Annotated in this window: 30 protein-coding genes and 1 tRNA gene; 7 read left to right on the top strand and 24 right to left on the bottom strand. The window is 33.4% G+C overall.

Translation table 11 applies throughout. From position 1 onward, the window contains the following. From ACQ5J2_RS05445 to ACQ5J2_RS05455, 3 genes are all read right to left on the bottom strand, one after another. The gene (locus tag ACQ5J2_RS05445; RefSeq protein WP_432672721.1) at positions 1-549 is read right to left on the bottom strand and encodes an NADH-quinone oxidoreductase subunit B; all 549 of its coding nucleotides are present in this window, start codon (positions 547-549) and stop codon (positions 1-3) included. Between the two features lie 72 nt (positions 550-621). Beyond that, positions 622-987: an NADH-quinone oxidoreductase subunit A gene (locus ACQ5J2_RS05450; RefSeq protein ID WP_432672722.1), complete on the bottom strand. Its 366-nt coding sequence runs from the start codon at positions 985-987 to the stop codon at positions 622-624. 134 nt (positions 988-1121) lie between these two features. Further along, positions 1122-1595 (bottom strand): TspO/MBR family protein, encoded by a 474-nt coding sequence (locus ACQ5J2_RS05455; RefSeq protein ID WP_432672723.1) that lies wholly within the window; start codon positions 1593-1595, stop codon positions 1122-1124. A gap of 102 nt (positions 1596-1697) precedes the next feature. On the opposite strand from ACQ5J2_RS05455, the gene mvaD reads away from it, so the two are divergent. The 3 genes from mvaD (at position 1698) to ACQ5J2_RS05470 (ending at position 4803) form a co-directional block, all read left to right on the top strand. Further along, on the top strand, positions 1698-2789 hold the full coding sequence (mvaD, locus tag ACQ5J2_RS05460) for a diphosphomevalonate decarboxylase (RefSeq protein ID WP_432672724.1): 1092 nt from the start codon (positions 1698-1700) through the stop codon (positions 2787-2789). 76 nt (positions 2790-2865) lie between these two features. Beyond that, positions 2866-3804: a mevalonate kinase family protein gene (locus ACQ5J2_RS05465; RefSeq protein ID WP_432672725.1), complete on the top strand. Its 939-nt coding sequence runs from the start codon at positions 2866-2868 to the stop codon at positions 3802-3804. 42 nt (positions 3805-3846) lie between these two features. Further along, complete coding sequence (locus ACQ5J2_RS05470) at positions 3847-4803, top strand: geranylgeranylglycerol-phosphate geranylgeranyltransferase (RefSeq protein WP_432672726.1); 957 nt, start codon at positions 3847-3849, stop codon at positions 4801-4803. Between the two features lie 4 nt (positions 4804-4807). Here the strand turns inward: ACQ5J2_RS05470 and ACQ5J2_RS05475 are convergent, their stop codons facing one another. From ACQ5J2_RS05475 to ACQ5J2_RS05490, 4 genes are all read right to left on the bottom strand, one after another. After that, a complete protein-coding gene (locus ACQ5J2_RS05475; RefSeq protein WP_432672727.1) occupies positions 4808-6235 on the bottom strand; it encodes a LytTR family transcriptional regulator DNA-binding domain-containing protein in 1428 nt (475 codons plus the stop codon). Position 6236: 1 nt separating this feature from the next. Then, entirely contained in the window at positions 6237-6665 is a 429-nt protein-coding gene (locus ACQ5J2_RS05480; protein ID WP_432672728.1) for a hypothetical protein, read from the bottom strand. Between the two features lie 61 nt (positions 6666-6726). Then, positions 6727-7956, bottom strand: coding sequence for a hypothetical protein (locus ACQ5J2_RS05485; protein ID WP_432672729.1), 1230 nt, complete (start codon positions 7954-7956; stop codon positions 6727-6729). Positions 7957-8057: 101 nt separating this feature from the next. Continuing rightward, positions 8058-8744, bottom strand: a complete 687-nt coding sequence (locus ACQ5J2_RS05490) for a hypothetical protein (protein WP_432672730.1) — start codon at positions 8742-8744, stop codon at positions 8058-8060. 92 nt (positions 8745-8836) lie between these two features. Between ACQ5J2_RS05490 and ACQ5J2_RS05495 the strand changes: the two genes are divergently transcribed. Further along, complete coding sequence (locus ACQ5J2_RS05495) at positions 8837-9067, top strand: hypothetical protein (RefSeq protein WP_432672731.1); 231 nt, start codon at positions 8837-8839, stop codon at positions 9065-9067. A 20-nt stretch (positions 9068-9087) separates the two neighbouring features. On the opposite strand, the gene ACQ5J2_RS05500 is transcribed toward ACQ5J2_RS05495, so the two are convergent. Together ACQ5J2_RS05500 and ACQ5J2_RS05505 are read right to left on the bottom strand one after the other, a co-directional pair. Continuing rightward, the gene (locus ACQ5J2_RS05500) at positions 9088-10239 is read right to left on the bottom strand and encodes a T9SS type A sorting domain-containing protein (protein WP_432672732.1); all 1152 of its coding nucleotides are present in this window, start codon (positions 10237-10239) and stop codon (positions 9088-9090) included. 165 nt (positions 10240-10404) lie between these two features. Next, the gene (locus tag ACQ5J2_RS05505) at positions 10405-10803 is read right to left on the bottom strand and encodes a hypothetical protein (protein WP_432672733.1); all 399 of its coding nucleotides are present in this window, start codon (positions 10801-10803) and stop codon (positions 10405-10407) included. A gap of 345 nt (positions 10804-11148) precedes the next feature. Between ACQ5J2_RS05505 and ACQ5J2_RS05510 the strand changes: the two genes are divergently transcribed. Both ACQ5J2_RS05510 and ACQ5J2_RS05515 read left to right on the top strand, forming a co-directional pair. Further along, positions 11149-12057 (top strand): pseudouridine synthase, encoded by a 909-nt coding sequence (locus ACQ5J2_RS05510; RefSeq protein WP_432672734.1) that lies wholly within the window; start codon positions 11149-11151, stop codon positions 12055-12057. A 68-nt stretch (positions 12058-12125) separates the two neighbouring features. After that, positions 12126-12485 carry a nuclear transport factor 2 family protein gene (locus ACQ5J2_RS05515; RefSeq protein WP_432672735.1) on the top strand — a complete coding sequence of 120 codons (360 nt, stop codon included), beginning with the start codon at positions 12126-12128 and terminating at the stop codon, positions 12483-12485. Between the two features lie 8 nt (positions 12486-12493). On the opposite strand, the gene tsaB is transcribed toward ACQ5J2_RS05515, so the two are convergent. Genes tsaB through ACQ5J2_RS05545 form a run of 6 tightly spaced genes read right to left on the bottom strand, consistent with a single transcriptional unit; the run spans position 12494 to position 18916 of the window. Continuing rightward, positions 12494-13177, bottom strand: a complete 684-nt coding sequence (gene tsaB, locus ACQ5J2_RS05520) for a tRNA (adenosine(37)-N6)-threonylcarbamoyltransferase complex dimerization subunit type 1 TsaB (protein ID WP_432672736.1) — start codon at positions 13175-13177, stop codon at positions 12494-12496. 2 nt (positions 13178-13179) lie between these two features. Continuing rightward, positions 13180-14538 carry a TolC family protein gene (locus ACQ5J2_RS05525; RefSeq protein WP_432672737.1) on the bottom strand — a complete coding sequence of 453 codons (1359 nt, stop codon included), beginning with the start codon at positions 14536-14538 and terminating at the stop codon, positions 13180-13182. Positions 14539-14580: 42 nt separating this feature from the next. Next, positions 14581-15678 carry an efflux RND transporter periplasmic adaptor subunit gene (locus ACQ5J2_RS05530; RefSeq protein ID WP_432672738.1) on the bottom strand — a complete coding sequence of 366 codons (1098 nt, stop codon included), beginning with the start codon at positions 15676-15678 and terminating at the stop codon, positions 14581-14583. 24 nt (positions 15679-15702) lie between these two features. Then, on the bottom strand, positions 15703-16971 hold the full coding sequence (locus tag ACQ5J2_RS05535; RefSeq protein ID WP_432672739.1) for an ABC transporter permease: 1269 nt from the start codon (positions 16969-16971) through the stop codon (positions 15703-15705). Positions 16972-16974: 3 nt separating this feature from the next. Beyond that, on the bottom strand, positions 16975-18222 hold the full coding sequence (locus ACQ5J2_RS05540; protein ID WP_432672740.1) for an ABC transporter permease: 1248 nt from the start codon (positions 18220-18222) through the stop codon (positions 16975-16977). After that, positions 18215-18916: an ABC transporter ATP-binding protein gene (locus ACQ5J2_RS05545; protein ID WP_432673268.1), complete on the bottom strand. Its 702-nt coding sequence runs from the start codon at positions 18914-18916 to the stop codon at positions 18215-18217. Before ACQ5J2_RS05545 ends, ACQ5J2_RS05540 begins: the two co-directional genes overlap by 8 nt. 164 nt (positions 18917-19080) lie before the next feature. Here ACQ5J2_RS05545 and ACQ5J2_RS05550 point away from each other — a divergent pair, with 164 nt between their 5' ends. After that, the gene (locus ACQ5J2_RS05550; protein ID WP_432672741.1) at positions 19081-20478 is read left to right on the top strand and encodes a DUF4403 family protein; all 1398 of its coding nucleotides are present in this window, start codon (positions 19081-19083) and stop codon (positions 20476-20478) included. Here the strand turns inward: ACQ5J2_RS05550 and ACQ5J2_RS05555 are convergent, their stop codons facing one another. The 9 genes from ACQ5J2_RS05555 to ACQ5J2_RS05595 all read right to left on the bottom strand — a co-directional run bounded on the left by ACQ5J2_RS05555 (position 20479) and on the right by ACQ5J2_RS05595 (position 25862). Continuing rightward, positions 20479-20748, bottom strand: a complete 270-nt coding sequence (locus ACQ5J2_RS05555; protein WP_432672742.1) for a hypothetical protein — start codon at positions 20746-20748, stop codon at positions 20479-20481. Next, the gene (locus ACQ5J2_RS05560; protein WP_432672743.1) at positions 20741-21286 is read right to left on the bottom strand and encodes a DUF420 domain-containing protein; all 546 of its coding nucleotides are present in this window, start codon (positions 21284-21286) and stop codon (positions 20741-20743) included. Before ACQ5J2_RS05560 ends, ACQ5J2_RS05555 begins: the two co-directional genes overlap by 8 nt. A gap of 2 nt (positions 21287-21288) precedes the next feature. Next, positions 21289-21966 carry an SCO family protein gene (locus tag ACQ5J2_RS05565; protein ID WP_432672744.1) on the bottom strand — a complete coding sequence of 226 codons (678 nt, stop codon included), beginning with the start codon at positions 21964-21966 and terminating at the stop codon, positions 21289-21291. A gap of 11 nt (positions 21967-21977) precedes the next feature. Next, complete coding sequence (locus ACQ5J2_RS05570) at positions 21978-22628, bottom strand: hypothetical protein (protein WP_432672745.1); 651 nt, start codon at positions 22626-22628, stop codon at positions 21978-21980. Between the two features lie 77 nt (positions 22629-22705). Then, positions 22706-23056 carry a cytochrome C oxidase subunit IV family protein gene (locus ACQ5J2_RS05575; RefSeq protein ID WP_432672746.1) on the bottom strand — a complete coding sequence of 117 codons (351 nt, stop codon included), beginning with the start codon at positions 23054-23056 and terminating at the stop codon, positions 22706-22708. Positions 23057-23077: 21 nt separating this feature from the next. Next, positions 23078-24109, bottom strand: coding sequence for a cytochrome c oxidase subunit 3 (locus ACQ5J2_RS05580; protein ID WP_432672747.1), 1032 nt, complete (start codon positions 24107-24109; stop codon positions 23078-23080). A 42-nt stretch (positions 24110-24151) separates the two neighbouring features. After that, a complete protein-coding gene (locus ACQ5J2_RS05585) occupies positions 24152-24727 on the bottom strand; it encodes a cytochrome c oxidase subunit 3 (protein WP_432672748.1) in 576 nt (191 codons plus the stop codon). A gap of 1 nt (position 24728) precedes the next feature. Then, complete coding sequence (gene cyoE / locus ACQ5J2_RS05590; RefSeq protein WP_432672749.1) at positions 24729-25649, bottom strand: heme o synthase; 921 nt, start codon at positions 25647-25649, stop codon at positions 24729-24731. Between the two features lie 140 nt (positions 25650-25789). Further along, positions 25790-25862, bottom strand: a tRNA-Phe gene (locus ACQ5J2_RS05595). Positions 25863-25957: the final 95 nt, after the last annotated feature.

Genomic DNA, 25957 nt, shown 5'->3' on the forward strand with positions numbered 1-25957 from the left:
TTATTTTATGTTATAAGAAGCCAATAATTCGTTATATTCAGGAGAACTTCTGCGTCTTGTAGACTCAGATTTAACTAAATCTTGCAAACGCAAAATTCCGTCTAAAATTTGTTCTGGACGGGGCGGACAACCAGGAACGTAGACGTCTACAGGTATAATTTTGTCAATTCCTTGTAAAACAGAATAAGTATCGAAAATCCCACCTGAACTTGCACAAGCTCCAACCGCAATTACCCAACGAGGTTCTGCCATCTGTTCGTACACTTGACGTAAAATAGGTGCCATTTTCTTGGAAATTGTTCCCATCACTAGCAACATGTCGGCTTGACGAGGAGAAAAACTCATTCGTTCAGAACCAAAACGTGCCAAATCATAATGAGAACCCATTGTTGCCATAAATTCAATTCCACAACAAGAAGTAGCAAAAGGTAACGGCCAAAGCGAATTTGCACGAGCCAATCCAACTACATCATTTAATTTTGTAGCAAAAAAACCTTCGCCAGAATATCCTTCTGGTGGTGCTACCATATTTGATTTTACATCACTCATTTTTATACTTCCTTAAATTATAGATTTTTACTTTAGCTACAGCCAAATTTAAAATCAGTATTCAAATTTAATTTATTCCCACTCTAAACCTTTTTTCTTCATGACATAGAAGAAACCAACAATTAGTAAGAACATGAATATTCCCATTTTTACCATTCCTTCGACACCCATTTCGCGGAAATTTACCGCCCACGGATACATGAAAATAACTTCGACGTCAAATAAAACGAATAGTATTGCTACTAAAAAGTATTTTACAGAAAAAGGCATTCGCGCATTTCCAACAGATTCTACTCCGCATTCAAAGTTTTTGTCTTTGTTTTTAGAAGACCTTTTTGGACCTAAAAAACTAGACACTATAATAGTTGTTACTACAAATCCCACTGCTAGAATTAACTGCATTACTATCGGAAAATAGTCAAATTGATCTGATTGCATAATAATCGATTTGTTGAAAAATAATTTTGGTCACAAAGATAGGTTGCATCTATTTAAAACACAACCTTAATTGTCTTTTTCACTTTTGTTCAATTGTTCTTTTTGCCTAGTTTTTATTCGTTATAAATAAGCGCTTATCGGTTGAGCCACCAAATACTTCCATTTAAAAACATAGCGAAGCTAACCCAGAGAAGATATGGGATAAAAAGATAACCTGCCGTTTTATTTATTTTGCTGAACAACATATAAGTTTCGTAGATTATTAATAGCAGTAAAATGATTTCTATTAAAGCGATTAACGGATTTTTGAGTCCGAAGAATAGAAACGACCAAAGTGTGTTTAAGAACAATTGAATACCAAAGAAAATCATGGCTCTTTTTGCCAATGGATTTGTGTCAATTTTATCCCAAATAATTCCTCCAGCAATCGCAATGCAAATGTAAAGCGCCGTCCAAACTGGAGCAAAAACCCAATTTGGTGGATTAAAACTTGGTTTTTCAATAGTGGAATACCAGGTTTCAATTCCGTTTTGCGTTACGATGCTGGAAGCGTAGCCGATTGCAAGGCAAATGACGATTAGGATTATTGTTTTTGTGAAGAGTTTCATGACAAATTATTTTCTGTCAAAATTACTAAATCTTTAGTTTCCATAAAAGATGTTTTTTTGATGTACCGCAAATAAAGTATCTTTGCCAAAATTGCATTTAAAATGACAAAAACTACTGATTTTATCCCTCAAGAATATACGCAGAAACTTACTGAAAAAGGTAGTTTTCAATGGTCTGCACCAAGTAATATTGCCTTAGTGAAATATTGGGGAAAGAAGGAAAATCAAATTCCAGCAAATCCTTCTATTAGTTTTACCTTGAATAATTGCAAAACAATTACCAAGCTTGAATTCGAACCTAAAAAATCAACATCTAAAGATTTTGCTTTTGATTTGTTTTTAGACGGAAAGCCAAAGGAAGATTTCAAGCCTAAAATGCAGAAATTCTTTGAACGAATTGAAGTTTATCTACCCTTTTTAAAGGATTATCATTTTACCATTTCAACAGAAAATACATTTCCACACAGTTCAGGAATTGCTTCTTCAGCGAGCGGAATGGGAGCGATGGCGGTGAATTTTATGTCTATCGAAAAGCTATTTAATCCAGAAATGACGGAAGAATATTTTTGGCAAAAAGCTTCTTTTCTAGCGCGACTGGGTTCAGGAAGTGCTTGTAGAAGTATTAAAGGTTCTGTTGTGGTTTGGGGAGAAACAGAATCAATTGAAAACAGTTCAGACTTATTTGGGGTTGAATTTTTAGAAACTATTCATCCGAATTTTCAGAATTATCAAGACACTATTTTATTAGTCGATAAAGGAGAAAAAGTGGTGTCAAGCACCGTGGGTCATGAATTGATGCACAATCATCCATTTGCACAACAAAGATTTGAGCAAGCTCATGATAATTTGGCCCGAATGAAACAAATTTTAACGGATGGAAATCTACAGAAATTTGTAGAATTAGTTGAAAGCGAGGCTTTAACGTTACATGCAATGATGATGACTTCGATGCCCTATTTTATTTTAATGAAACCTAACACGCTAGAAATTATTAATAAAATTTGGAAATATCGCCAACAGACTGATATCCAGGTTTGTTTTACATTGGATGCGGGTGCAAATGTGCACATTTTATATCCAAACAATAGTAAGGATAAAGTTTTGCAATTTATTAAGAATGAATTGATTGTGTATTGCCAAAATCAGCAGTATATTTGCGACGAAATTGGGATTGGTTCTTTTAAATTAAATTAAGTTTCAAGTTTATTTGAAAACTGTCTTTAACTATAAGAAATTTTCCTATCTTTAAATATTATTAGATAAAAATCAGATGAAAGGACCTTTATTTTACTCAAAAATTTTACTTTTCGGAGAATACGGCATTATCCGTGACTCGAAAGGTCTTTCGATTCCTTATAATTTTTATAATGGAGCACTTAAAGTTTCAGATTTATCTGATGCCGTTTCATTGAAATCAAATGAGAGTTTGCACAGATTTACGACTTATTTAGAGCAATTGCAAAAGGAACAACCTGAATTAGTAAGTTTTGATATTGAAAAGTTGAAATCAGATGTTGCAAAAGGAATGTATTTTGACTCTTCAATTCCACAAGGATATGGAGTAGGAAGTAGTGGTGCTTTAGTAGCAGCGATTTACGACCAATATGCTACTGATAAAATTACGGTGTTAGAGAATTTGACTCGTGAAAAACTACTGATTCTAAAAGCAGTTTTCGGTCAAATGGAATCTTTTTTCCACGGTAAAAGTTCAGGATTAGATCCTTTAAACAGTTATTTGAGTATTCCTATTTTGATTAATTCACAGGACAATATTGAAGCTACTGGAATTCCTACGCAATCTGCAGATGGAAAGGGAGCTGTTTTCTTGTTGGATTCTGGTATAATTGGCGAAACTGCTCCAATGGTTACCATTTTTATGGAAAACTTGAAAGACAAAGGCTTTAGAACCATGCTTAAAAACCAGTTTACAAAATATACCGATGCTTGTGTTGAAAATTTCTTGGGAGGCGATTTGAAATCATTATTATCAAACACAAAAAAATTATCAAAAGTGGTTTTGAATAACTTCAAACCAATGATTCCGGAACAATTTCATGGAATTTGGCAACAAGGAATTGACACCAATGACTATTACTTAAAACTTTGTGGCTCCGGTGGCGGCGGTTATATTTTAGGTTTTACAGAAGATTTAGAGAAAGCCAAAGTAGCTTTGAAAGATTATAAACTTGAAGTAGTTTATAATTTTTAATTTTCCAATAAAAGCTTAAAACCCTTAATCAATTTTTAAAAAATGCTAAGCAGAAAAAGCAAACTTTTCGTGACGAAAATAATCAGTTTGTTCTCTGTGGTTCGCGGTTATAATATTCCTGTTATTATATTGGCTCAATATCTTTCCGCTATTTTTATTTTGGCGAAAGATAAACCGGCTTTAGAGACACTTTTAGATATTAATCTGTTTTTAATTGTACTAGCTTCTTCTGTTACGATTGCATCGGGTTACATAATTAACAGTTTTTACGACAGTAAAAAAGATGCAATCAATCGGCCTCGTAAGTCGATGTTGGACCGATTGGTCAGTCAAAAAACAAAACTTACCGTTTATTTTACGCTTAATTTTATTGCAGCATTCCTCGGGCTTCTCGTTTCCTGGCGGGCTGCACTTTTTTTCTCCGTTTATATTTTCCTCATTTGGTTTTATTCACATAAAGTAAAACGATATGCCATCATTGGTAATTTGATGTCCACTTTGATGACGATCGCGCCATTTTTTGCTATTTTCCTTATGTATTATAAAGACATTGAACACACGAATTCTTACATCGTGATTTTTTCTCATGCTGCATTTCTTTTTTTATTATTGTGGATTCGGGAATTGATAAAGGATTTAGAAAATATTCTTGGCGATTTCACCAGTGATTATCAGACCATTCCAGTTGTTTACGGCGAAAAAGTTTCTAAGTATTTAATCACGATTTTAAGTATTCTTACTGTCATTCCCGTATATATTTTAATTGAATTAGACGACGTAGGTTATATGGATATTTACTTTTATTGTTGTTTTATTGTACTTATTTTCTTCTTAGTTTATTTATGGAAATCCACTTCTAAAGAGCAGTATTTAAAACTGCATACAACATTGAAGGTATTAATCGTTTCCGGCGTTTTTTGCATTGTCTTGATTGAACCTTCTGTTTTGATTCATGGAAAGAAATTATTAATTTCTACCCAATTATCATTGGGACTTTAATAATTTATAAGGTTCTGTAGTTTCGTGAAGTGGGAATGATATCGTTATTTTGCATCACAATTCCTTTAGTATTATTTGTTTTGATGAAATTAGTATTGACGATGTAGGACTTATGACACCTAAAAAAATTTGGTGGCAACTGACCTTCAATCTCTTTCAGCGTTCCTCTAGTAATTTCTTTTTTGTTTTTTGTAATCAATTCTAGGTAATGATCATCGGAACGAATGTAAAATAAATCCTCTAAATGAACTTGTGATTTGTTTTTTAGAACGACGTATTCAATTATTGATTTTTTCTTTACCGTTTCAAGTTCTTCAATGGTTTCAATCGTTACTTGTTCTGCTTTTTCTTTTTCTAGAGCTAAAATTCGCTTCTTTTCATCTACTCTTTTCCATCGGATAAATGAATATAATGCTAACAAGAATATTAAAAAAATCAATATGCCGTAAAGGATTTTATTGCGAACAAATCTATTTTCTAAATCATTAAGTTGGTTGATTTTTGCATTTTTTTCTTTGGTTTGGTACTTGACATCTATTTCATAAAAGTTACTGTTTTTAGCGAAATCATTTACCAAACTATCTAACTTTGTATAGCGCTTTTCTTGCTTTATTGAAGCAACAGTATCATTCAAACCTTCATAAACTAAAAGCTTTTGAAATGCGATAATACGTGAAATTTTTAAGTGGTATTTTTCTTTGGTAATCTTATTGGTTTGCTTTAAATAGGAGAGGGCCTTGGCATAATTTCTTCTAACCCGTTCATTGACGCCTAGATTGATCAAAGCATATAGCTGTCCTGTATTATCGTTACTTTTTTTTGAAAGCTGTAAACTTTCATTTAAAGCATTTTCTGATAAATCAAACTTTTCTAAGCTAGTATATAAGTTTCCTAAATTTAGTAAGATAACTGCTCGAAACTCGGTATTATTTTTATAAAAATTTGTTTTTTGAATCAAATTTATTTTCTCTAAAGCCAAATTATACTTCGAACTGTCGACATAAATATCTTTGAAATTTTCATTTTCAATTTTTGCTCTCCATTTATCCGAACGGTCATTTTTAGATGCTGTTTTTAACTGATTTAGAAATACGCGTCTGTCTTTTGTATAATTGTGCTTACTGGATTCTGTTCTGTGAAGTTGAAATAGTAATTCCTTATACTGTTCGGTACTTATCGTTTTCTTTGTTTTTTCTTTTTCAAAAACCCTATAATAAGAAGCATAAGCCGAATCTTCACAATTGATATTGGCGTATAATTCGGCAATTTTTAATTGTTTTAAGGCATCGAAATCTTTGTTTACCAATTCTTTCTTTAACCGCACGATAGTTTGCATCTCTTTCTTATAAAAACAATCATAAGAAACAGAGTCGATCGGGATGTTTTGCCCAAATGTAATAGTGCTGAAAAGAAGTAGAAAAAGGTGTCTCATGTTAGGGTCTATCTACAATTCCTACCACACCACCGTTTCCAGCTTGACGGGGAATTGTCTTAGCTTTATCCTCGGGCAATGGACAAATAAAAACTTCGCTTGGCACATCTTTTAGTCCATAATCTTCCATAAACTTAATGAAACAGTCTAGATTATCGACTAGTAAACCAGAGTCATTCCAGTAAAATACTCTGATTTCATTAGTTGTTACAGTAAAGTTTTCACTAAAAAGTAAATTACCCCTACCTGAAGTTTCCATTTCTGTTGCACAGTCATTTTTAACATGAAAAATCACTCCTTGTTCTCCCTTAGAATTCGTGATTAAATGTTTGTCTACATATTTAAATGTGTCTTTTTCTGTATCTGAAAAAGAAATAGTAACCACAGTATCTCTTTTTTCTAATCTACAAGCAGTAAGTGCGATATTCATAATTTGTTGGTTTTAATGGTTGTAATGTAAATGTAAAATTAATTTCTGAGTAATTATAATATTACTTGCTACTTAGCGATTTAGAAAATCCTACTTGTAATTGAGAAAAATCACTTTGTCGACTATCAAATGCAATATAATTTGAAAAGCGTATAAATATTTTATCGCTACCTTTTCCTGTAGGTGGGTAATAATAAATACTTCCTTTAAATTCCATCAGGTTATTATTAATTCGGTCATAAAAAGAGGATTTATTTAAGAGTTGCCAAATATACTTTGCCCCCAACTCGATTCCGAAGTTCTCTAATTCTTTTGATTTAAGTACGGACCCAATTGTTCTTATATGACTTACGGCGATGACTTCATTTTCTGAAACGTCATCACTTACAAACATTCTGCTAGAAAGGTATTGATAACCGGTACTTAACTCAACAGTATTTGCTGGCCTAAAGGTATATTTGAAAACTGTTAAATCAATTCCTACCGCATAATTGTGGCGTCTGAAAATTTCAGTAGGATTAATTTTATTTGACACAACCTTGATAGAATCAAATTTACTATCTATTTTGTTGTAATTGAAGCTTGGTTGAAAGGAAGGGAAGAAATATACAAAGCTTTTAAATGCATTTCGTCTATGTATATAAAATTTTGCATTTGCTTCAAAATGAACCAGAGCGTTGGGTTGATTACCGAGTAGACCTAATAAATCTGAATAGGCTACAAAATTAATTAGTGAATTCAAATCACTATCTTTTTTCAGGTTTTTAAAATTTAATCCTGTACTTGGCTTGTTATAAAGTGTAAAAGTGTCTTCATTCGGTAAAAAGCCAAATCTTTTTTTAGTGTCTACTTCAATAATATCTTGAAATAACACAAATTGAGTTTCTATATCATTATAAAGCATATCAAAAAATCTTTCTCCAGTATAAATAATTCCAATTGGGGCTTTTTTGTTCGAAAAAATACTGCCGTCTTTCAAATAAACTTTAATATATTCTAGCATACCTTCTTGAATATCAATTTTTACACTGTCAATTGCTATAGGTTTTGCAATTTTAATATGGTCTTTTCGTCTTAGTAGTTTTTCTTTTAAAGACTCTTCTGTTAAATTTTCATCAAAATCAATCACATAAGCTTTCTCTTTTATTTTGATTGTACCTACTGAAGTTTTTTCGTTTTCAATTTTATTTAATGTGGCCAAGACCGTTTCCTCAATTTGTTCTTTCTGTGTTTTTTGTCCCCAACTAATACTGTATATGAGTAAAAAGATTAATAAAATAATTGTTTTCATAATTTCTAGTTTTTAATTTCATTTTTTTAAAATAACCCTTTCAATCTGTAAAAACTGAAAGGGTCTTACTCCTCAAAAATCCCCAATTTTGAAAAGAATAATTATCCCGCCACGGTAATTGTAACGATGTCACTCCAAACGCCTACTTTATCATCAGCTACGAGATAGGAAGCTCGGTATTTCCAAATGGCGCTTTGTCCTTGTGCTGGATAAACTGAATTGTCAATAAAGTCAGGAACAAAATCACGGTCGAGGGTTGCAAAACCATTGCCGCTGTCTTTTTCAATCAAGATGCCTGAATACTTTCCTTTTTTCCAAAGCAAGTTCACTTTTCCACCACGCAGTACGGCTTTGAGCACCGGTTGTGCAGTATCTCTATTTAATGGAGGTGGTGCACTTTGTTCAATACCTAAATTCTGACCAATGGATGTGGTGTAGTTTTGGTGTGCTTTAATACGATTGACCATTGTCGTAAACCGATAAATAACTCCTGGCGCTACAATTTTTGGTTCTGAGTCCAATTTAGGTGCTGTAGGGGCGGGGTTAGACGTTATATTCTCTTCGCCTTTTTTTAAAATGTTTTTAAAAAGCGTCCAATCTTTCTTATTAGTGTCAATTTTCAAATGACTATTGACTGCCCATTTAAAACAATCGGAATCTTCTGTCAAAGACTGAACCTCGGGTGCTGTAATGCCAAATATAGAGGCATACTCATCAATTTTGGATGAAAAATTGTCTAGTTGTAGTGCTAGCTTTTCATCAGTGTTTTCTAAATAACCTGTTGCCATATTTTTTAATTTTATTGGTTGTTAATTTTTAAATTTGGTAGTTCAGAACTACTTTTTGTTGTTTAATTTTCTAGTAAATAAGACCTTAGTTGATGTTTTCTCAAGAAAAAATGGTTCATGCAGTTGCTAAAATCAATTGTGCAGGTGTAAAAATGAATTATGCAGTCGCTAAAATGATTTATGCAGGTGCAAAAATTATTGATGCAGTTGCCAAGATAATTTGCGCAGTTGCAAAAATGATTTACGCACTTGCTAAAATTATTGATGCAGTTGCCAAGACGATTTACGCAGTTGCAAAAAGCATTTCCCCCCGACATTATTAAATTCTATAGGAATGAACCTGTTATTTTTTTATAAATTTAAGGGACAATCCGTTTTCAAAATTCACTACATAAAGACCACTAGATAAGTATTCGATATTGATGTTTTCGTTTGCCATAATACTTCCTTCATATACTTTTGTTCCTAAAACATTGTATATGCTGATTTTTTCGGAAGAAGATAATCCAGATACTGCGATAGTAGTATTAGCTGGGTTGGGATATAGGCTGATGTTGTTCAATTTGAAATGTTCTCGTGCCAATGGTAATGAATTAGTGTAGTTGTAGGTAGTGCGGGAACTCAATATATAAGCAGAAGTAGCGGTGTCATAATACGAATACAATTCACTCAAAATTTTATTGGTGTAAGGAAAATCTTCAAACACATAATCGATACCTGTTTTATCATTAAATGGGTTTCCAAAATTGGACATTAACGAGGTGGTATCGTAGGTGTATTCATACTTTCCTTCTAAATCGCCAAAGAGTGAGCTTAATTGTAATAAACGATTGAAATTTGCTGACAGTGTATAAGTTATGTTCTCTTCTTCTTCCCAAGCGGTTCCGTTCCAAGCTTGGGTTTTATAATTGGTTATTTTATTGTCAGCATTATAGGTTAATAATGTTCTGTTGTCAATTGTCCATTGGGTTCCGTTCCATTGTTCGTTTAGCCATTGTGTAGCGTTATTACCTGTATAAGTAGGGGTGCTTTTGTAATCATCAACATATTGAGAACCGTCCCATATCTTGCTAATTGCGTTTACAAAAAAACTACCATTATACGAGATATCGGTTTTAGAAGCGTTTACCCAAATACCTCCGTTCCAATCTTGATTGCTAATTGTAGTTGGTTTATTAGAAGCATTGTAGGTATAAATTGTTTTATAATTGTTTTCAAATTGATTAGTTGTCCAACTCAAATAGGTTTCCGATACTAACTTATTATTTGCATTGTAAGTATAAGTGCTTTTGTCAGAGGCTGTCCAAACATTATCATAAAAATAATAGTAAGTTTCGCTTGTTACATTATTATTTGAATCGTATTCATAATTGTATCCCCCATAGTTTTGCCAAGAACCGGTATCATAAGATTCATATAGAGCAGACTCTATTTTGTTTTGACCTTGCATAGCGAATGTTATAAGATGGAGAATGATAAGTAATAGTTTTTTCATAATTTCATGATATTAATTGTTTTGCCTACTCTATAAAGTTTTCGGCTGCTCTTTTTTATTATTATGTTTTAATCGTTTCAATATTTAAAACCTGAAACGATTAAAACATTTATTAATTGGAAATCTTAATTTAAAACGGTTATAAAGATGTACAAGATGAGTAGTTTATTGTCGGACATAAACAGCTGTTCCAATTTTAAAACTTGACTTGTTATCCTCCATTGCAAGACCTGCAACTCCACTTTGATACCAGTTTCCACTGTCATAATAGGTGTGGCTATAGGCATTCCAATAACCGCCATTTTGGTATTCAACTTCAGTTAAGTAGTTTCCGCCAATGGCAGCTGAAGGCCATCCTAAAGAACCCGAACTTGTAACTTTACCAATGCCCATCGCATTATTAGACACTCCAGAAATAACAATCGTAAGTCCTGAATTGGTCTCTTTCCATGTACCATTAATGTCAGAGGGCGAAAAAGAAGCGACTGAATTGTGGGCATCATTTGCATCTTCTGAACAAGAGGCTAAACATAACACAGCTAGAAATAAAAAAAGTTTTTTCATGATTACATAAGATTAATTTTTTTGCCTACTCTATAAAGTTTTCGGCTGCTCTTTTTTAGAATTACAATTTTCGGAAATCGTTTTTCAGTTAATCAAAATTGCGCAATTTTCTAATCCGTTGGTAAAAAATGTCGTGAATGACATAAAATACGACGTGAAAAGCAATTTGAGAGTAGATTTAGATTGCAGAAAGAGAGGGAATTAGTTCTGTTGAATTTTAAAAGGCTGAAATTGGGTTTCAAATTCTTGAAAACTTCCTTTTTAGGAATGATTTATTTTTCTATTTACTTCTAAATCAAAATGTAAATTAATTAAATAGTATATTTGCACAAATTATGTTGATTTATGAATAATAAGGAAGGGAATAATAAACGTTCAGGTTCAAGCAGACCAAGTTCAAACAAGCCGAAACCTGCTATGGCAAAACGTTCGCAAAAACCTAAAAAAGAAGCACCTGCTAAAGGAGTAAAATCTGAAAAAGGAGGGAAGCCAGAAGAAGTGGTAGCTAAGAAACCCAATCAAGCACCTAAAAGGCAAAAAGCGTCGGATGAACTCCGATTAAATAAGTATATATCCAATTCGGGTGCATGTTCGCGTCGTGATGCCGATATTTACATTCAATCTGGAAATGTAAAAGTAAATGGAATTCCCGTTACTGAAATGGGGTATCTCGTAAAATTGACTGATGTTGTGAATTTTGATGGAGCCATACTTAACCCGGAGAAAAAGGTATACATCTTACTGAATAAGCCTAAAAACTTTACAACGGCAATGGAAGAGCATGAAGAACACAGAAATGTGTTGGAATTGCTTCGTGGTGCGACTACTTCTAAGATTGCACCAATTGGTAGAATGGATAAGAATACAACAGGTTTGCTTTTGTTTACAAACGACACCGATATGATTCGTAAATTTAGTTTGCCAACCCAGAAATCGTCAAAAATCTATCAAGTTTCTTTAGATAAAAATCTAAAATTTGAAGATTTGGAAAAAATTCAAAAAGGGATGGTGATTGACGGACATAGAGTGGCTGTTGAGGAAGTAAGTTATATTGAGAAAGAGCCAAAAAGTGAAGTTGGTGTGAAATTGAAAAGCTCCAATGTAAAAGTCGTTCGCGCAATTTTTGAACATTTTGATTATGATGTTTTGCGTATCGATCGCGTTTCTTTTGCAGGACTGACTAAGAAAAACTTGCCTCGTGGAAATTTCAGAATTTTAACAGAACAGGAAGTGATTAACTTGAAAAACGTATAACAACGAAATAGAATTTATCATTTAAAATCCTCTTTTTAAAGGGGATTTTTTAATTTATAACTAAAATTATGAGCCAAAATTTAGATTCAATTGCTTTTAAATGGTTTGATGCTTTCAATGAGCACAATTTGGAAAAATTATTAAGTCTATACGACGACAAAGCCCAACATTACAGTCCGAAACTCAAAGTAAAAAACCCTGAATCTGATGGATTAATTTCTGGAAAAGATGCTTTACGAAATTGGTGGAACGATGCGTTTGACCGATTGCCCACTTTAAAGTACGAAGTGAAATCATTGACTTCAAATGAGTACAGAGTATTCATGGAATACATTCGCAAAGTGGATGGAGAACCCGATTTAATGGTTGCAGAATTACTTCAGATTGAAAATGGAAAAATTATTTTCTCAAAAGTATACCACGGATAAAGTGATTATTAAGAAGTTTTTTTCTTCGTAATCATAAAATCTTTTACATACAAAGGTTCAAAATAAGCGACATCAACAGTGTCGCTTTTTTTATATTTTTCAAAGCTCAAAAAACTCATTTCTTTAGAAGAAGGATACCTGATTTCGTCGTGAAAAGTGAAGTTGTTTTTATTTAAAAATTCTTTACACTTTGATGCGCCATCGCCAAGAAAATGAATTTGTTCCTCGCGATTTTGATAGCTTTCGCCGTCAATGATTTCGGCAGCTACTTTTTGAATGGTGTTCAAATCTTTATCATAAGTTGCACTAAAAACTTCCATTCGTCGTGCATCAATCATCGGAATTATAACTCCATCTGAAATAGTGATTTGAGCCGCTAAACTCTGCAGTGTGTCAATAGCAATGAGTGGAATATTCAATGCATAACACAAGCCTTTAGCAGAGGAAACGCCAATTCGCAATCCAGTATAAGAGCCAGGACCTTGACTTACTGCAATGGCATTTAGTTCATTGAAGGTGATTTCACTCTCGGAAACAAGTTCTTCAATAAAAACATGTAATTTTTCAGCGTGCGAATAGCCTTCTTCGGCAATTTCGCGAAAAGCGATGGTTATTCCGTTTTTCGCAAGTGCTACTGAACAGTTTTTAGTTGCTGTTTCAATATTTAAAATATAGATATCCGTTTCGCTCATAATTATCTACCGGCAATTGGAATTCCGAAATAAAACTCAACGACTTTTACTCTGAAAATATAATCGTATTTGGTTCGGATTACTTCTGATTCTGAATTTGCAAAAAGAGTTTGAGCTTGGTTTAGATCAAATGCATTTAGCAATCCTACATCAAAGCGTTCTTGAGCATATTTATAAGATTGTTGTCGTGCATCACGTGCAATTACTGCAGCTTCATAAGCATTCAAAGCGCCGTTTGCATCCGTAAAAGCAGTATACACGTTTCGTTTTAAATCAATTTCTTGTTGGTTTACAGAAATTTGAGAACGCTTAAACGCTATTTTAGAACGCTCGATATTATTTCGAACTGAAAATCCATTTAAAATGGGAACATTTAGTTGTAATCCAAAAGCATTTCCTTTATTATCGCTAAATTGATTGAAAATGGCGTCTGGACCTCGTGCAACAATATTGCCATTATTGTCAACTGAAAATCGATCAGAATTTGTAGCTCGTGAACTAAAACTATAGAAACCTCTCAACGACGGCTGAAGTGCTCCTTTTGAAATTTCGATGTCTTTTTGGGCAACTTCAAGATTCGCTCGAGCTATTTTTAGTTCAACTCGTTCTTCCTTTGCCTTTTCGTAAATGGCATCAGCAGATTGAATCATAACTTCACTTTCGGCTAATGCATAATCGGTTTCTACGATATCAAAATTTTTAAAATCTTCTAATAATAACAATTGAGCTAAGCTTAATTTTGAAATCAACAATGCATTTTCAGCATTAATAACTAATTGCTGACTTGTGGCAACGGTAGCTGTCATGTCCATTAAATCGCCTCGAGGAACGGAACCTGCATCAACAAGTGTTTGCGTTCTTTCTTTTTGCTTTTGATTGTTCAACAGCTGTTCTTTCTGAACTTTTAAATTTTCTTTGTTGAATAAAATTTGCAAGAAAGCATTAGCAACATTCAATGAAACATCGTCTTTCATTTTTTTCAATTGATACTGTCCAGCGATTTTTGTCAAATTTGCACGACGTAATCGATTTTGATTTTGCAATCCATTGTAAATATCGATTCCTACGTTAAAACCTACAGATGTATTTTGAAAGGTTTGCGTCTCTGCTGCATTTGTAATCGGATTGATGTTTAGTCCAATATTCCAACTGTGGGAAGCATTGGCATTGGCAGTTGGCAAAAAATTTCCTAACGCATCTTTTCTTTCAATAGCAATTAGTTCAGTGTCTAATTGACTTTGTTGGATGGAAATATTATTCTCAATAGCATAATCGACACATTCTTTCAGTGTCCATTTTTTTTCTTGAGCTTCCGCAAAAGAGGTGATGAGAATTAATACAAGTGCTATATATTGTTTCATTTTTTAATCTTTATCAAGTTAGAAATTTGGGTTTTTTGAATATTATTCCAATCCCGTATTCCACACTTTAATTTTGTCGTCTTTCGTGATACCACTTTTTATTTGAACATAAATCCCGTCGCTTACGCCAAGAACTACGTCTCTTTTTTCAAATTTCTGACTTCCTATTTCAACTTCTACAAATGATTTCTTCGTTTTTTCATCAAATTGAATTAAGCTTTCTTTGATTGCTAAAACCTTATCTGCTCTTTCTAAAATAATAGAAGCATTGGCGCTCAAACCTGCACGAATAAATGTATTGTCTTTGTTGTCTAAAGTTCCTTTTATTGGAAACTGAACGGCACCATTTTCTTCCGTTCCCTTTGGTGCAATATAGTCTAATACCGCGTTAAACTTTTTATTTTCAATAGCTCCAACGGTAATTTCCAAAGGTAAATTCAATTTGATTTTTCCTACTTCAGATTCATCTAATTTTCCTTCGAAAATCATATTTCCTACATCGGCAAGACTGGCAATAGTAGTTCCTTCGTTGAAGTTATTACTTTCAATAACTTGATTTCCTACTTTCACGGGAACGTCTAAAACCATTCCTGTAACGGTAGAACGAATCATAGTTTGAGCTAAGCTTGCGGTATTTCTTGTTGTACCTGTTTTAATAATCTCCACATTTTGCTGAGCTGCACGATAATTTTGTTGTGATTGTTTGTAAGAAGTTTGAGCTACATCAAAATCATTGGCAGAAATAACACCTTTGTCAAATAATGTTTTTTGACGTTTATACAATTTTTCTTGGTTGTCCAAATCAATTTTGGCACTTTGAATTTGGTTGTAACCGCTGTTTAAACTAGCAATGTTAGGAACTAATTTGATTTTTGCAATCATATCACCCGCTTTTACATCATCACCCGCTTCCACGTATACTTCTTCGATAATTCCCGAGATATTTGGCTTAATTAAAACCTCTTCTTTTGGAACAATTTTTCCTGTTGCAACCGTACTTTTGATGATGGTTCGCTCTTCCGCTTTTTCCGTTTTATAAACGATTGGCGATTGCTGATTTTTTTGAAATAAATAATATAAAGCACCACCAAATGCGATTGCTAATATAAAAAGGATGATGATTGTTGTTCTTTTTTTCATTTTGTGCGGTATTGATGTTTGTTTTTATTCTGTTCTTAAAGCGTCAATTGGTTTTGTTTTGATGGCCGTTTGTGCGGGAATAAATCCTGCAATTAATCCGGAAATCACTAATATTAATAATGCCGTTACAACTATAGTAAGACTAATACTTGGATTGGCAAACATGACTTCTGATGCATCAGGCATGCCGTCCAATATAGAGTTAACAATTAATATTATGAACGTGGAAAAGATAATTCCTGCCATTCCTGCAATTAAGGATAGTACTACGGATTCTGTTAAAATCTGTTTTCTAATGTCCCAAGGTGTTGCTCCAAGTGCCCGTCTAATTCCGATTTCTTTAGTTCGTTCTTTTACAACGATTAGCATAATATTGATGATTCCAATAACTCCTGAAAGTAAAATTAAGCCACCAACAATGAATGAGACGGCTTTCAAAATCAAAAATAAACCGTTGATTTTAGAGTATTCTGCATACAAGTCAAAGTTTCCAATGGCTCTATCGTCTGTTGGTGCAATCGTGTGTCGTTCTTTTAAAAGGTCGAAAATTTTTGGTTTTAAATCAGTAATTGGATAGCCGTCTTTTGCAGTAATTGCCATCCAACCGACAACGTCACCATAATTAAAAGCTTGTTGAAAACTTGTAAATGGAGTGTAAATTTCTTTCTGTTTTTCTTCAGCATCGCCGCCCATACTTGAAATACTTTTGTAAACGCCTACGACCATAAAGTTGACGCCGTTTACTTTTACATAAGTACCCAAGACATCTTCGCCAGGTTCGTATAATTCTCTAATAATTCCCTCACCAATGACGGCAACTTTTCTTTTCTGATTGATGTCCCCATAGTTCAGAAATCGGCCTTGTTTAATTTTCATCGGTTGTTGCAAAATGTACTCTGGATAGTCTCCATAAACATTATAAGCTCCCGTTTTTATACCTCTAACCACATTGTTACTTCCTCGAAAACCACCTAGCTGGTTTCGTGGTGAAACATATTGAAGTTGGCTAAATTCACGCTTCAATGCATCGATATCTCCATTTTTATAATTGAAAAATCGGCCTTGAGGCAAACCTTTATAAGGTTTTGAAGTCGAGTTGGCCCAGATAAACATGGAGTTGGTTGACATTCCACCAAAACCTCTTTGTACACCATTCTCTAAACCAGTACTTGCTGCAAGAAGTATTACTAAAATCGTAATTCCCCAGAATACTCCAAATGCAGTAATAAAAGTACGCAAAGGTTTAGCCGAAAGGGCTTCCAAAACTTCATTCCATTGGTCTTTGTTAAACATATATTATTCGTCTCTAAGTGCTACAATTGGTTTAATTTTCGCGGCTTTATATGCAGGAACAAAACCTGCGAAAGCTCCCGCAATAGTTAATAAAATAACTGTGGTCAAGGCAATATTAAAATCTACTTCAGGATGTGTGAAAAAATCACTTTCAACCATCGGGCCAATTCCTGCCCAAAGAAGTAACCCAAATATTAAACCTATAAATCCAGAAATAAGTGTGATAAAAACTGCTTCGTGTAAAATCATTGCGATAATGGAATAAGGTGTGGCTCCTAAAGCTTTTCTAATTCCGATTTCCTTTGTTCTTTCTTTTACTACAATTAGCATGATGTTTCCAACACCAACAACTCCTGCAATAATGGTTAAAATACCTACAAACCAGAAGAATCCTTGAATCATATCCGTCATTTGATAGATTTTTTTAGCTTCTTCTAATGAATTATTGATAAATAGGGCACCGTCGTCGTCGGGTGCGATATCGTGTCTTTCTTTTAGAATTTTATCTAATTGTTTCGAGAAGTTTTGAGATTCAGCAACAGCTTGGTCAAAGTTTTCTCTTTTTGGCATTGTAAAAGCCATACTTCTAATGTTTTCCCCAGCACTGTAAGCTCGTTGAGCAGTACTTACTGGAATAAATGCACGACTCTCTTCACGTTCACCACCTGGGTCAGAAAAAACGCCAACCACTTTATAAATTGTTCCTGAAACATTTATATTCTTGCCTAAAGCATTTTCTTTTTTCTTGAATAAGTCTAACGCTACTTTGTTTCCAATAACAGCTACTTTTTCAAAATTCTGAATATCGCTTAAATTGATAAACCGTCCAACTGTAATTGAGGCATTTTCAATAAACTGATAGTTAGGGTTTACACCTTCAATTCTGTAAGTTCCTGTTTCTTTGCCGTAAACAATATTACCACTCCAAACGGAGTATAATTTTGATTTATTGTCAATGTAATCTTCAAACTTTTGAGTAACAATTTCGTAATCTCGGTTTTTTAATTTTGTCTCGCGACCTATTCCTAAACCTTTGTACTCTTTTTTAGTATTTCCAGGATAAATTTGAATCTTGTTTGTTGCATCTTGTGCAAATTGGTTTTGAATTCCGTTTTGAATTCCACGTCCAGCACCTAAGAGAATCACCAAAATAAAGATACCAGAAGCCACAGAAACACCCGTAAGAAAAGTACGCAACTTGTTCTTAGCGATTGCCTGAAATATTTCTTGCCATCTTTCTAAATTAAACATGTGCTTTTACTCTTTGTTGGATTATTTTTTTGTCTTCTATGATAATTCCGTCTTTTAGGATAACATTTCGTTTACACATTGCCGCAATATCGGGTTCGTGCGTTACAATCAAAATGGTTTTTCCTTCGTCATTGATTCCTTGAATTAGTTCCATAACTTCATAAGAAGTTGTTGTGTCTAACGCTCCTGTAGGTTCATCGGCTAATAAAACTTTGGGATGAGAAGCCAATGCTCTTGCGATTGCAACTCTTTGTTTTTGACCACCAGAAAGTTCGTTAGGTAAATGGTGTGAGTGCGAAGCTAATCCTACTTTTGTTAAGTAAGACATTGCAATTTCAGCACGTTCTTTTGCAGGAACCCCTTGGTAGTATAGTGGTAATGCGACATTATCCAAAGCTGATTTGTAATTGATAAGATTAAAAGACTGAAATACAAAACCTAAAAATTTGTTTCGGTAACGTGAAGCAATAGTTTCATTTAAGTTTTTAATTGGAACACCATCCAAAACGTAAGTGCCAGAATCAGCTTCATCTAGAATTCCTAAAATATTTAATAATGTGGATTTTCCTGAACCTGAAGAACCCATGATTGCTACTAGTTCTCCTTCTTCAACGTTGAAATTAATTCCTTTCAAGACATGCAAAGAGGAACTTCCCGTTTGATAGGATTTATGTAAGTCTTTAATTTCAATCATCATAGCTTGTGTTTTTTAATTTTAAGGGTACTTATTAATGCTGTATAAGTTGCAAATTTTCAAACGCCTACGATTATAAGACGAAAAATAAATAATTTGTTACATTTTTTGTCAAAAATATTTTTGTTATTTCTAATTTTGCCGACTTAAATACTGTTTTAATTATGTCAATATTTCAGCGAATTTCTTTTTTTGTCATTGCTATTGTTTTTTTAGCGAGCTGTTCTTCAACTAGTAAAATTAATACGTTAAAGCCTGAGCCTGAAGACGCATCTCCTTTGATATATGATAACAAACCCAGTTTTATAAGCTTGCCTGTTGCGCTAAAAATCAAAGATATTGAAAATCAAACCAACAAATTTTTGACAGGAATAATTTATGAAGACAATAACATTCAGGACGATGATTACACGATTAAAATTTGGAAACAAGCGCCAATTATCATCGAAAATGAAAATGGAAAGATTAAAACGGTTTTGCCTTTAAAAGTGAATGTCAAGTATCGAATTGGGACAGACAAGTTGGGTGTTGCTTTATATACCACGCAGGAATTTAATTTTAATGGGATGATTACTTTGATGAGTTCAATTAATTTGAACAATTGGAAATTAAAAACGAAAACTGAATTCAAATCTATGGTTTGGAAGGAAAGTCCATCTGTTAAAGCGTTTGGCAAAGATGTTTCAATTACGTACCTGATTAATCCCGCTATTCAATTATTCAAATCTAAAATTGAAAAAGCAATTGATGAAGCGATTGAGCAATCGATGGATTTTAAACCAAATGTTCTTGATGCTTTAGATAAAATTGCCACACCATCAGAAATGAGTCCTGAATATGAAACTTGGCTACGCATCGTTCCCACCGAATTATACGCTACAGAAGCTCAATTGAAAGGACAAAGCATTGTGATGCAAATGGGTTTGAAATGTACTATTGAAACCTTAATTGGCCAACAACCAGCAAAGATTTTCGATAAAAATAAAATTATTTTAAAACCAGTAACTAAAATGCCGGATAATTTTACGGCAAATATCGTAGCTGTTTCTACCTATAAAGATGCGTCTAAAATTATTACTAAGAATTTTGAAGGTCAGGAATTCGCTTCTGGAAGTAGAAAGGTGAAAGTGATGAATGTGGCACTTTGGCACAAAAATGATAAAATAGTTATTGCTTTGGATTTGACAGGAAGTTTAACAGGAACAATCTATTTAACAGGTTTGCCCAAGTATAACGAAACTACCAAAGAAATTTACTTTGACAAATTAGATTATGCTATTGATACAAAAAGCAGTTTAATTCGAACAGCAAACTGGTTGGCTTCGGGAGTTATTTTGAAAAAAATGGAAGAAAGTTGTCGTTATTCTTTGCAACCCAATTTAGAAGAAGGTAAGAAAACGATGTTGAGTTATCTATCTAATTTTTCTCCAATGCCTGGCGTTTTTGTCAATGGAAAAATGGGTGACATTAACTTTACCGAAGTTCAGTTGACTAATAAAGCCATTTTAGCCTTCTTAACCGTTAATGGAAAAGTAGCAATAAAAGTGGATGGTTTGGAATAATTAAACTTTAACTTTTTGACGACTTTTATATACAATGTAACCGATGACACCCACTAAAATGTATGGAAAAGCCATTAAATAAACAATTCCATCGTTTACAGCTTCTGCTTTAACACCGCCTTCCTCAGTTTCTAAAACCGCACGACACATGGCACATTGAGCAGAAGAGTTTAGAGAATAGAAAATAGAGAATAGAAACGCAAGGAATAATTTCGTTCCATTACCTTTTCTATAATCTTTATTCTTTGTTATATTTTTTTTTTCACACATAATAAGGAGATATCATTAAATAAACTATTACGCCTGTAATTGCCACATAAAGCCAAAGCGGAAAAGTGATTCTCGCTAGTTTTTTATGTTTGTCAAAGCGTTGAGCCAATGCACGAACGAACGTAATTAGAACCAATGGAATAATTATAATTGATAACACAATATGTGTAAATAATATGAAGTAATACACGTAACTGATTATTCCCTCACCGCCAAATTTTGTTGAATCAGCTGTCATGTGATAAGCAACATACATTCCTAAAAACAGTACGGAACATCCGATTGCCGTTTTCATTAGGTTTCCGTGAAGCTTTCTTTTCCCTTTTTTGATAGCAATAACTGCCGCAATTAATAGAACGGCCGTAAATCCATTTATACTTGCGTAAATAGGAGGTAGGAATGTTAATGGTTCTACGTCAAATCCAAAATCTTTTAATTTGATTCCGAATAAAAGAGCAACTACCAGCGGGATTGCAATGGATAAAATGATAATCCACTTCCGGTATTTTAACTCAACTGTGTTTAGGTCTTGATTCATTATTATTCTTGTAAAAGTAATTTTATGTCTTCGGTAATTGCTTTAATTCCTGATTTTTCTAAACCGTCATAATATAAAATAGGATTTCCAAAATCGTCTTTTCTACAACGAATGTTGCCTTTTTTGTCAATTAATGCAAATAGCCCAGAGTGCTCAAAACCTCCATTAACTTTACTATTTTGTGCAGCATACATATTAAAACCTTTGTTGGCTATTTTATAAATATAGTCTTTGTCGCCAGTTAAGAAATGCCAATTTTCAGCATCAATTCCTAAATCTTCTGCATGCTTTTTTAAAACTTCTACTGTATCGTTTTCTGGATTGATTGTGATTGATGCTACGCCAAAGTCTTTTTGTCCTTTAAATTGTAGCTGCACTTGCTTTAGATTAGCATTCATTTTAGGACATATTGTTGGACATGTGGAGAAGAAAAATTCTAATACATAGACTTTTCCCTCGTACGATTCATTCGAAATTGTCTTATTGTTTTGATCTGTCAAACTAAATTGTGGAGCTGGACCTATTTTTACCAAATCACTCTCTTTAGGGTTAGTTTGCATATTCAGGCGATCTCCTTTGACCACGTCGTTGTTTTTAATGCGTTCCATTATCGTTGGAACTACTAAAATTCCAAATACTAAAATGATTAAGGAAATTCCGATGTAGGATTTATTTTTCAAAGTAAGTGAATTTAAAGTTGTTTAGTAGCATTCCGATTTTTCTTCAAAGCTGCTTTGTATTCATATAGAATGATTTTAAAATCATCAAGCATTTCGTTGTGCAATTCGGAAACGTGAAACATGCTGTATCCTTCTTTGTATTCTTTTTCGTCATTTATTTTACGACCTCGAAGATTACGTTCCTTGTCAATTAAGTACACGTTATTATTTCCTAAACCTTCATTTAATTTGTCCTTTTTTAGATGCAATCCATTATAATAATTCTGAATTTCCTCAGGTGAAGCAAAAATAAATTTCCATTCGGCCATTTCAGTAAAAGTCCCCAGTTCTCGTTGAATGATTTTAACATCTTCTTCAGTTCCTAATGGTGAAAGTACCACAAATTGCAAATCTTTAAACGTATGGTACCTCTTATAGATTTTTTCGTTCAGATTGAAGTAGTTGCCTCTATTTTTGTAAACATCAGCACCGCCAAAACTTAGAACAGTGATTTTATTATCTAACTGAATTGTCTCACCACTCAAACTTGACCAATTTCCAAATTCAGTAACTTTTGGAGTTAATACGGGCAATTTCGAAAAAGTATTGACACCTGAAGCAAAAAAGAGGTAAGCTACAATCGGTAGAATAAACAGACTAAAAAGTACAATATTTTTTTTCATAGTGCGGAGACAATTACTGTTTTGCAAAAATAAAAAAAGGAACGCAATGCGTCCCTTTTTTAATAACTAATATGGTGTTAAAAATTCCATTTTATAGTGGAATCTCTAAATACGTCGTAAATATAATCTCCTTCTACTAAAAGGATAAACATTAAATATAAAATTAGAAATACAAGTGGAGTGACAACTGCATTCTTAAGACTAGTTGTTTCGCCTTCCATGTGCATAAATGCCCAAACAATATAATAAGCTTTAACAATTGTAAGAATGATGAAAATCCAGTTCAACATATTCATTGATAGAAATGAATTCAAATGTAAAGATTCAGGTTTTAAAATTCCGAAGATAACTTCGACAATTGTTATAATGGATAAAATTCCAAAAACAACCCAAATTCTTTTAGTATTAGATACGTGTTCGTGTGACATGATATTTTGAATTTTTGAGAATTAAACTAAATAGAAGAAAGTAAATACAAATACCCAAACTAAATCGACAAAGTGCCAATACAGTCCAACTTTTTCTACCATTTCATAACTTTTTCTTTTTTCGTACGTTCCTAAAATAACATTAAAGAAGATAATGATATTGATAATTACTCCTGAAAAAACGTGGAAACCGTGAAAACCTGTAATGAAAAAGAAAAAATCGGCGAATAATTTACTACCATATTCATTTCTTTTTAAATTAGCTCCTTCAACTACGTAATGTGCTTTAGCTAACATATCTTCGGATGCTTCTCTAGTAAGAATCGATTTATGTTTAGGCTTGCTGTTTAATGTTGGATGTAATGTTTTGTCTGATTTATTTGCTTCTGTAGCTTCGTAAAGCACTTCAGTACGAATCAATAATTCAGGATGTGCTTTAAAGCCTGCTTGTACTTCAGCAACAGAAAAACTAGGAAGTGCGCTTTCGCTTGCAAACCAAACCCCTTTATCTCTTGTGTCTTGAACGCGGTCTTCGGCAAGTATAGCTGCAAATTGTTCTAACTTCACTCTTTTACCAGTATTGTCAACGAACTGGAGAATACTTCCTCCTTGTGTTTCTATAGCGCCATATTCACCTTTAATAAAGTTTTTCCATTCCCACGCTTGAGAACCAACGAAAATTAATCCTCCGATAATGGTTAAAAACATATAAATGGCAACTTTTCCCTTCTTGAGATGATGACCTGCATCAACAGCCAAAACCATTGTTACAGATGAGAAAATCAAAATAAAAGTCATCAATGCCACATAATACATTGGTGCATTCACGCCATGCATGAATGGGAAGTGATTAAAAACTTCGTCCGGTAAAGGCCAAGTTTCAATAAATTTAAATCTAGACAAGCCATAAGCTGCCAGAAATCCTGAAAATGTCAATGCATCTGATACGATAAAAAACCACATCATCAACTTGCCATAACTGGCATTCATTGGCTCATTTCCGCCGCCCCAGGTTTTACCTTCGCTTTTTGCAGTAGTAACTGTCGATCCCATAAAATTAATTCGTTAAAAAGTTCCCAAATTTACGTTTTTTTCTTATTTAAAGAAATATAAAAACAAAAACAAATACAGCCATAGAAAGTCAAGAAAGTGCCAAAAAGTTGCACCAAGCTCAATGCCAATGGTTTGACTTGAATTGTATTTTTGTTTAAAATGATTATAAATTATAACCAAAATACATATTAAACCTCCTAGAAGGTGTAATAAGTGTGTTACAACCACAACATATAAAAATGAAGTGGTGATTGTACTTGTAGGTCCTGTCCAGTAAAGCCCTAAGTCAATGAGTTGTCCGAAACCCTCGAATTGAAAATAAACGAAAGCTAAAGCCAAAAATAATGTTGCTAATAAATATCCGGTAGTCAAAGAATGCTTGTCTTCTTTAATCGCTTTTTTAGCTAAATAGAATGTTACACTACTAAGTAGCATGACTATTGTACTAATTATAAACGCAGACGGCATGTCGAAATCATTCCAATCAGCTCTAGATTTACTCACTACGTAAGCACTCGTTAATCCTGCAAAAACCATTACAAAGCTAATCATGGAAAACCATAAAAGCATTTTTTTAGAACGATCACTTCTTTCTTTGTATTCTTCGATTGTCATCATTTTAACGTAAGAATTTATCTGTTATGTAAACTATTTGTAACAATGTAATGTATGAAACGCTTACAAGCATTAATGTACGAGCTGCTTTCGCAGTTCGGGTGTTGTATAATTTAACGGCATAAACCAGCATCCAAATTCCGAGCAAAAGTACAAAAATTGCGGCAATTGGGCTTAAAAATAAATGACTTCCTACCAAGCCGATCACGGGAAATAATGCAGGTAATAAAGAAGCTAAAATAAGCCAAACCGTATAAAGTAATATTTGTAAAGCAGTTGTGTTGTCTCTCTTTCCGGTAGGTAACATAAAAATACCTGCCTTTTCGTAATCTTCATATAAAAACCAACCAATTGCCCAGAAATGAGGAAATTGCCAGAAAAATTGAATTAAAAATAAGGTTCCGGCTTCAATACCAAATTCGCCATTATTTGCAGCAACCCAGCCCAGCATAAATGGAATCGCTCCCGGAATCGCACCTACAAACACAGATAATGAGGTAACTGTCTTTAACGGAGTGTATAAACTGGTGTATAAAAATATGGATATTGCCCCAAACATTGCTGTTTTAGGATTGATATTATAAAGAAGGACAATTCCAGCAATAGTTAGGAAACTGGCGATAATAAACGCAGTAGTTTTGGACATTCTGCCAGATGGAATAGGACGATTTTTTGTCCGATCCATTAAAGCGTCAATGTCCTTTTCAATGATTTGGTTAAAAGCATTTGAAGCACCAACCATACAGTATCCGCCAATGGCAAGCATAATAAGTGTAATCCAAGATTGAGAAGTAAATTCATCAATACCTAATAAAAAACCAGCAATAGACGAAAACACAACACTAATGGCTAATCCTGCTTTAGTGATTTCTTTAAAATCAAAAAAAGTTGCTTTTATGGAGAATGAATTATTGGTTGCTTCCAAAGCGGTTTACATTATTATAGCTTCCCTTTTTGTAGGGATTGCAAAGATACTTTTTCAAAAGTGAAATGACAAAGAAAATAATGCATAAAAACAAAGAGAATTTAAAACAAAAAACCCGAAACGATTGTTTCGGGTTTTTGTGGTACCTCCAGGGTTCGAACCAGGGACACATGGATTTTCAGTCCATTGCTCTACCAACTGAGCTAAGGTACCTTGCTTATTGCGAGTGCAAATATAGAGGCTTTTTTAGTTTATCCAAAACAATTTTAAAAAAAAATGAATCACTATCTTTGCTGCACCAAATTATC

It is taken from the genome of Flavobacterium sp. SM2513, from assembly GCF_050908145.1.
Lineage (GTDB): Bacteria > Bacteroidota > Bacteroidia > Flavobacteriales > Flavobacteriaceae > Flavobacterium.

Bases quoted from the DNA above. Each gene is read 5' to 3' on its own strand.
- ACQ5J2_RS05445 (WP_432672721.1), bottom strand. From the start codon at position 549: ATGAGTGATGTAAAATCAAATATGGTAGCACCACCAGAAGGATATTCT.
- ACQ5J2_RS05450 (WP_432672722.1), bottom strand. From the start codon at position 987: ATGCAATCAGATCAATTTGACTATTTTCCGATAGTAATGCAGTTAATT.
- ACQ5J2_RS05455 (WP_432672723.1), bottom strand. From the start codon at position 1,595: ATGAAACTCTTCACAAAAACAATAATCCTAATCGTCATTTGCCTTGCA.
- mvaD (WP_432672724.1), top strand. From the start codon at position 1,698: ATGACAAAAACTACTGATTTTATCCCTCAAGAATATACGCAGAAACTT.
- ACQ5J2_RS05465 (WP_432672725.1), top strand. From the start codon at position 2,866: ATGAAAGGACCTTTATTTTACTCAAAAATTTTACTTTTCGGAGAATAC.
- ACQ5J2_RS05470 (WP_432672726.1), top strand. From the start codon at position 3,847: ATGCTAAGCAGAAAAAGCAAACTTTTCGTGACGAAAATAATCAGTTTG.
- ACQ5J2_RS05475 (WP_432672727.1), bottom strand. From the start codon at position 6,235: ATGAGACACCTTTTTCTACTTCTTTTCAGCACTATTACATTTGGGCAA.
- ACQ5J2_RS05480 (WP_432672728.1), bottom strand. From the start codon at position 6,665: ATGAATATCGCACTTACTGCTTGTAGATTAGAAAAAAGAGATACTGTG.
- ACQ5J2_RS05485 (WP_432672729.1), bottom strand. From the start codon at position 7,956: ATGAAAACAATTATTTTATTAATCTTTTTACTCATATACAGTATTAGT.
- ACQ5J2_RS05490 (WP_432672730.1), bottom strand. From the start codon at position 8,744: ATGGCAACAGGTTATTTAGAAAACACTGATGAAAAGCTAGCACTACAA.
- ACQ5J2_RS05495 (WP_432672731.1), top strand. From the start codon at position 8,837: ATGTTTTCTCAAGAAAAAATGGTTCATGCAGTTGCTAAAATCAATTGT.
- ACQ5J2_RS05500 (WP_432672732.1), bottom strand. From the start codon at position 10,239: ATGAAAAAACTATTACTTATCATTCTCCATCTTATAACATTCGCTATG.
- ACQ5J2_RS05505 (WP_432672733.1), bottom strand. From the start codon at position 10,803: ATGAAAAAACTTTTTTTATTTCTAGCTGTGTTATGTTTAGCCTCTTGT.
- ACQ5J2_RS05510 (WP_432672734.1), top strand. From the start codon at position 11,149: ATGAATAATAAGGAAGGGAATAATAAACGTTCAGGTTCAAGCAGACCA.
- ACQ5J2_RS05515 (WP_432672735.1), top strand. From the start codon at position 12,126: ATGAGCCAAAATTTAGATTCAATTGCTTTTAAATGGTTTGATGCTTTC.
- tsaB (WP_432672736.1), bottom strand. From the start codon at position 13,177: ATGAGCGAAACGGATATCTATATTTTAAATATTGAAACAGCAACTAAA.
- ACQ5J2_RS05525 (WP_432672737.1), bottom strand. From the start codon at position 14,538: ATGAAACAATATATAGCACTTGTATTAATTCTCATCACCTCTTTTGCG.
- ACQ5J2_RS05530 (WP_432672738.1), bottom strand. From the start codon at position 15,678: ATGAAAAAAAGAACAACAATCATCATCCTTTTTATATTAGCAATCGCA.
- ACQ5J2_RS05535 (WP_432672739.1), bottom strand. From the start codon at position 16,971: ATGTTTAACAAAGACCAATGGAATGAAGTTTTGGAAGCCCTTTCGGCT.
- ACQ5J2_RS05540 (WP_432672740.1), bottom strand. From the start codon at position 18,222: ATGTTTAATTTAGAAAGATGGCAAGAAATATTTCAGGCAATCGCTAAG.
- ACQ5J2_RS05545 (WP_432673268.1), bottom strand. From the start codon at position 18,916: ATGATTGAAATTAAAGACTTACATAAATCCTATCAAACGGGAAGTTCC.
- ACQ5J2_RS05550 (WP_432672741.1), top strand. From the start codon at position 19,081: ATGTCAATATTTCAGCGAATTTCTTTTTTTGTCATTGCTATTGTTTTT.
- ACQ5J2_RS05555 (WP_432672742.1), bottom strand. From the start codon at position 20,748: ATGTGTGAAAAAAAAAATATAACAAAGAATAAAGATTATAGAAAAGGT.
- ACQ5J2_RS05560 (WP_432672743.1), bottom strand. From the start codon at position 21,286: ATGAATCAAGACCTAAACACAGTTGAGTTAAAATACCGGAAGTGGATT.
- ACQ5J2_RS05570 (WP_432672745.1), bottom strand. From the start codon at position 22,628: ATGAAAAAAAATATTGTACTTTTTAGTCTGTTTATTCTACCGATTGTA.
- ACQ5J2_RS05575 (WP_432672746.1), bottom strand. From the start codon at position 23,056: ATGTCACACGAACACGTATCTAATACTAAAAGAATTTGGGTTGTTTTT.
- ACQ5J2_RS05580 (WP_432672747.1), bottom strand. From the start codon at position 24,109: ATGGGATCGACAGTTACTACTGCAAAAAGCGAAGGTAAAACCTGGGGC.
- ACQ5J2_RS05585 (WP_432672748.1), bottom strand. From the start codon at position 24,727: ATGATGACAATCGAAGAATACAAAGAAAGAAGTGATCGTTCTAAAAAA.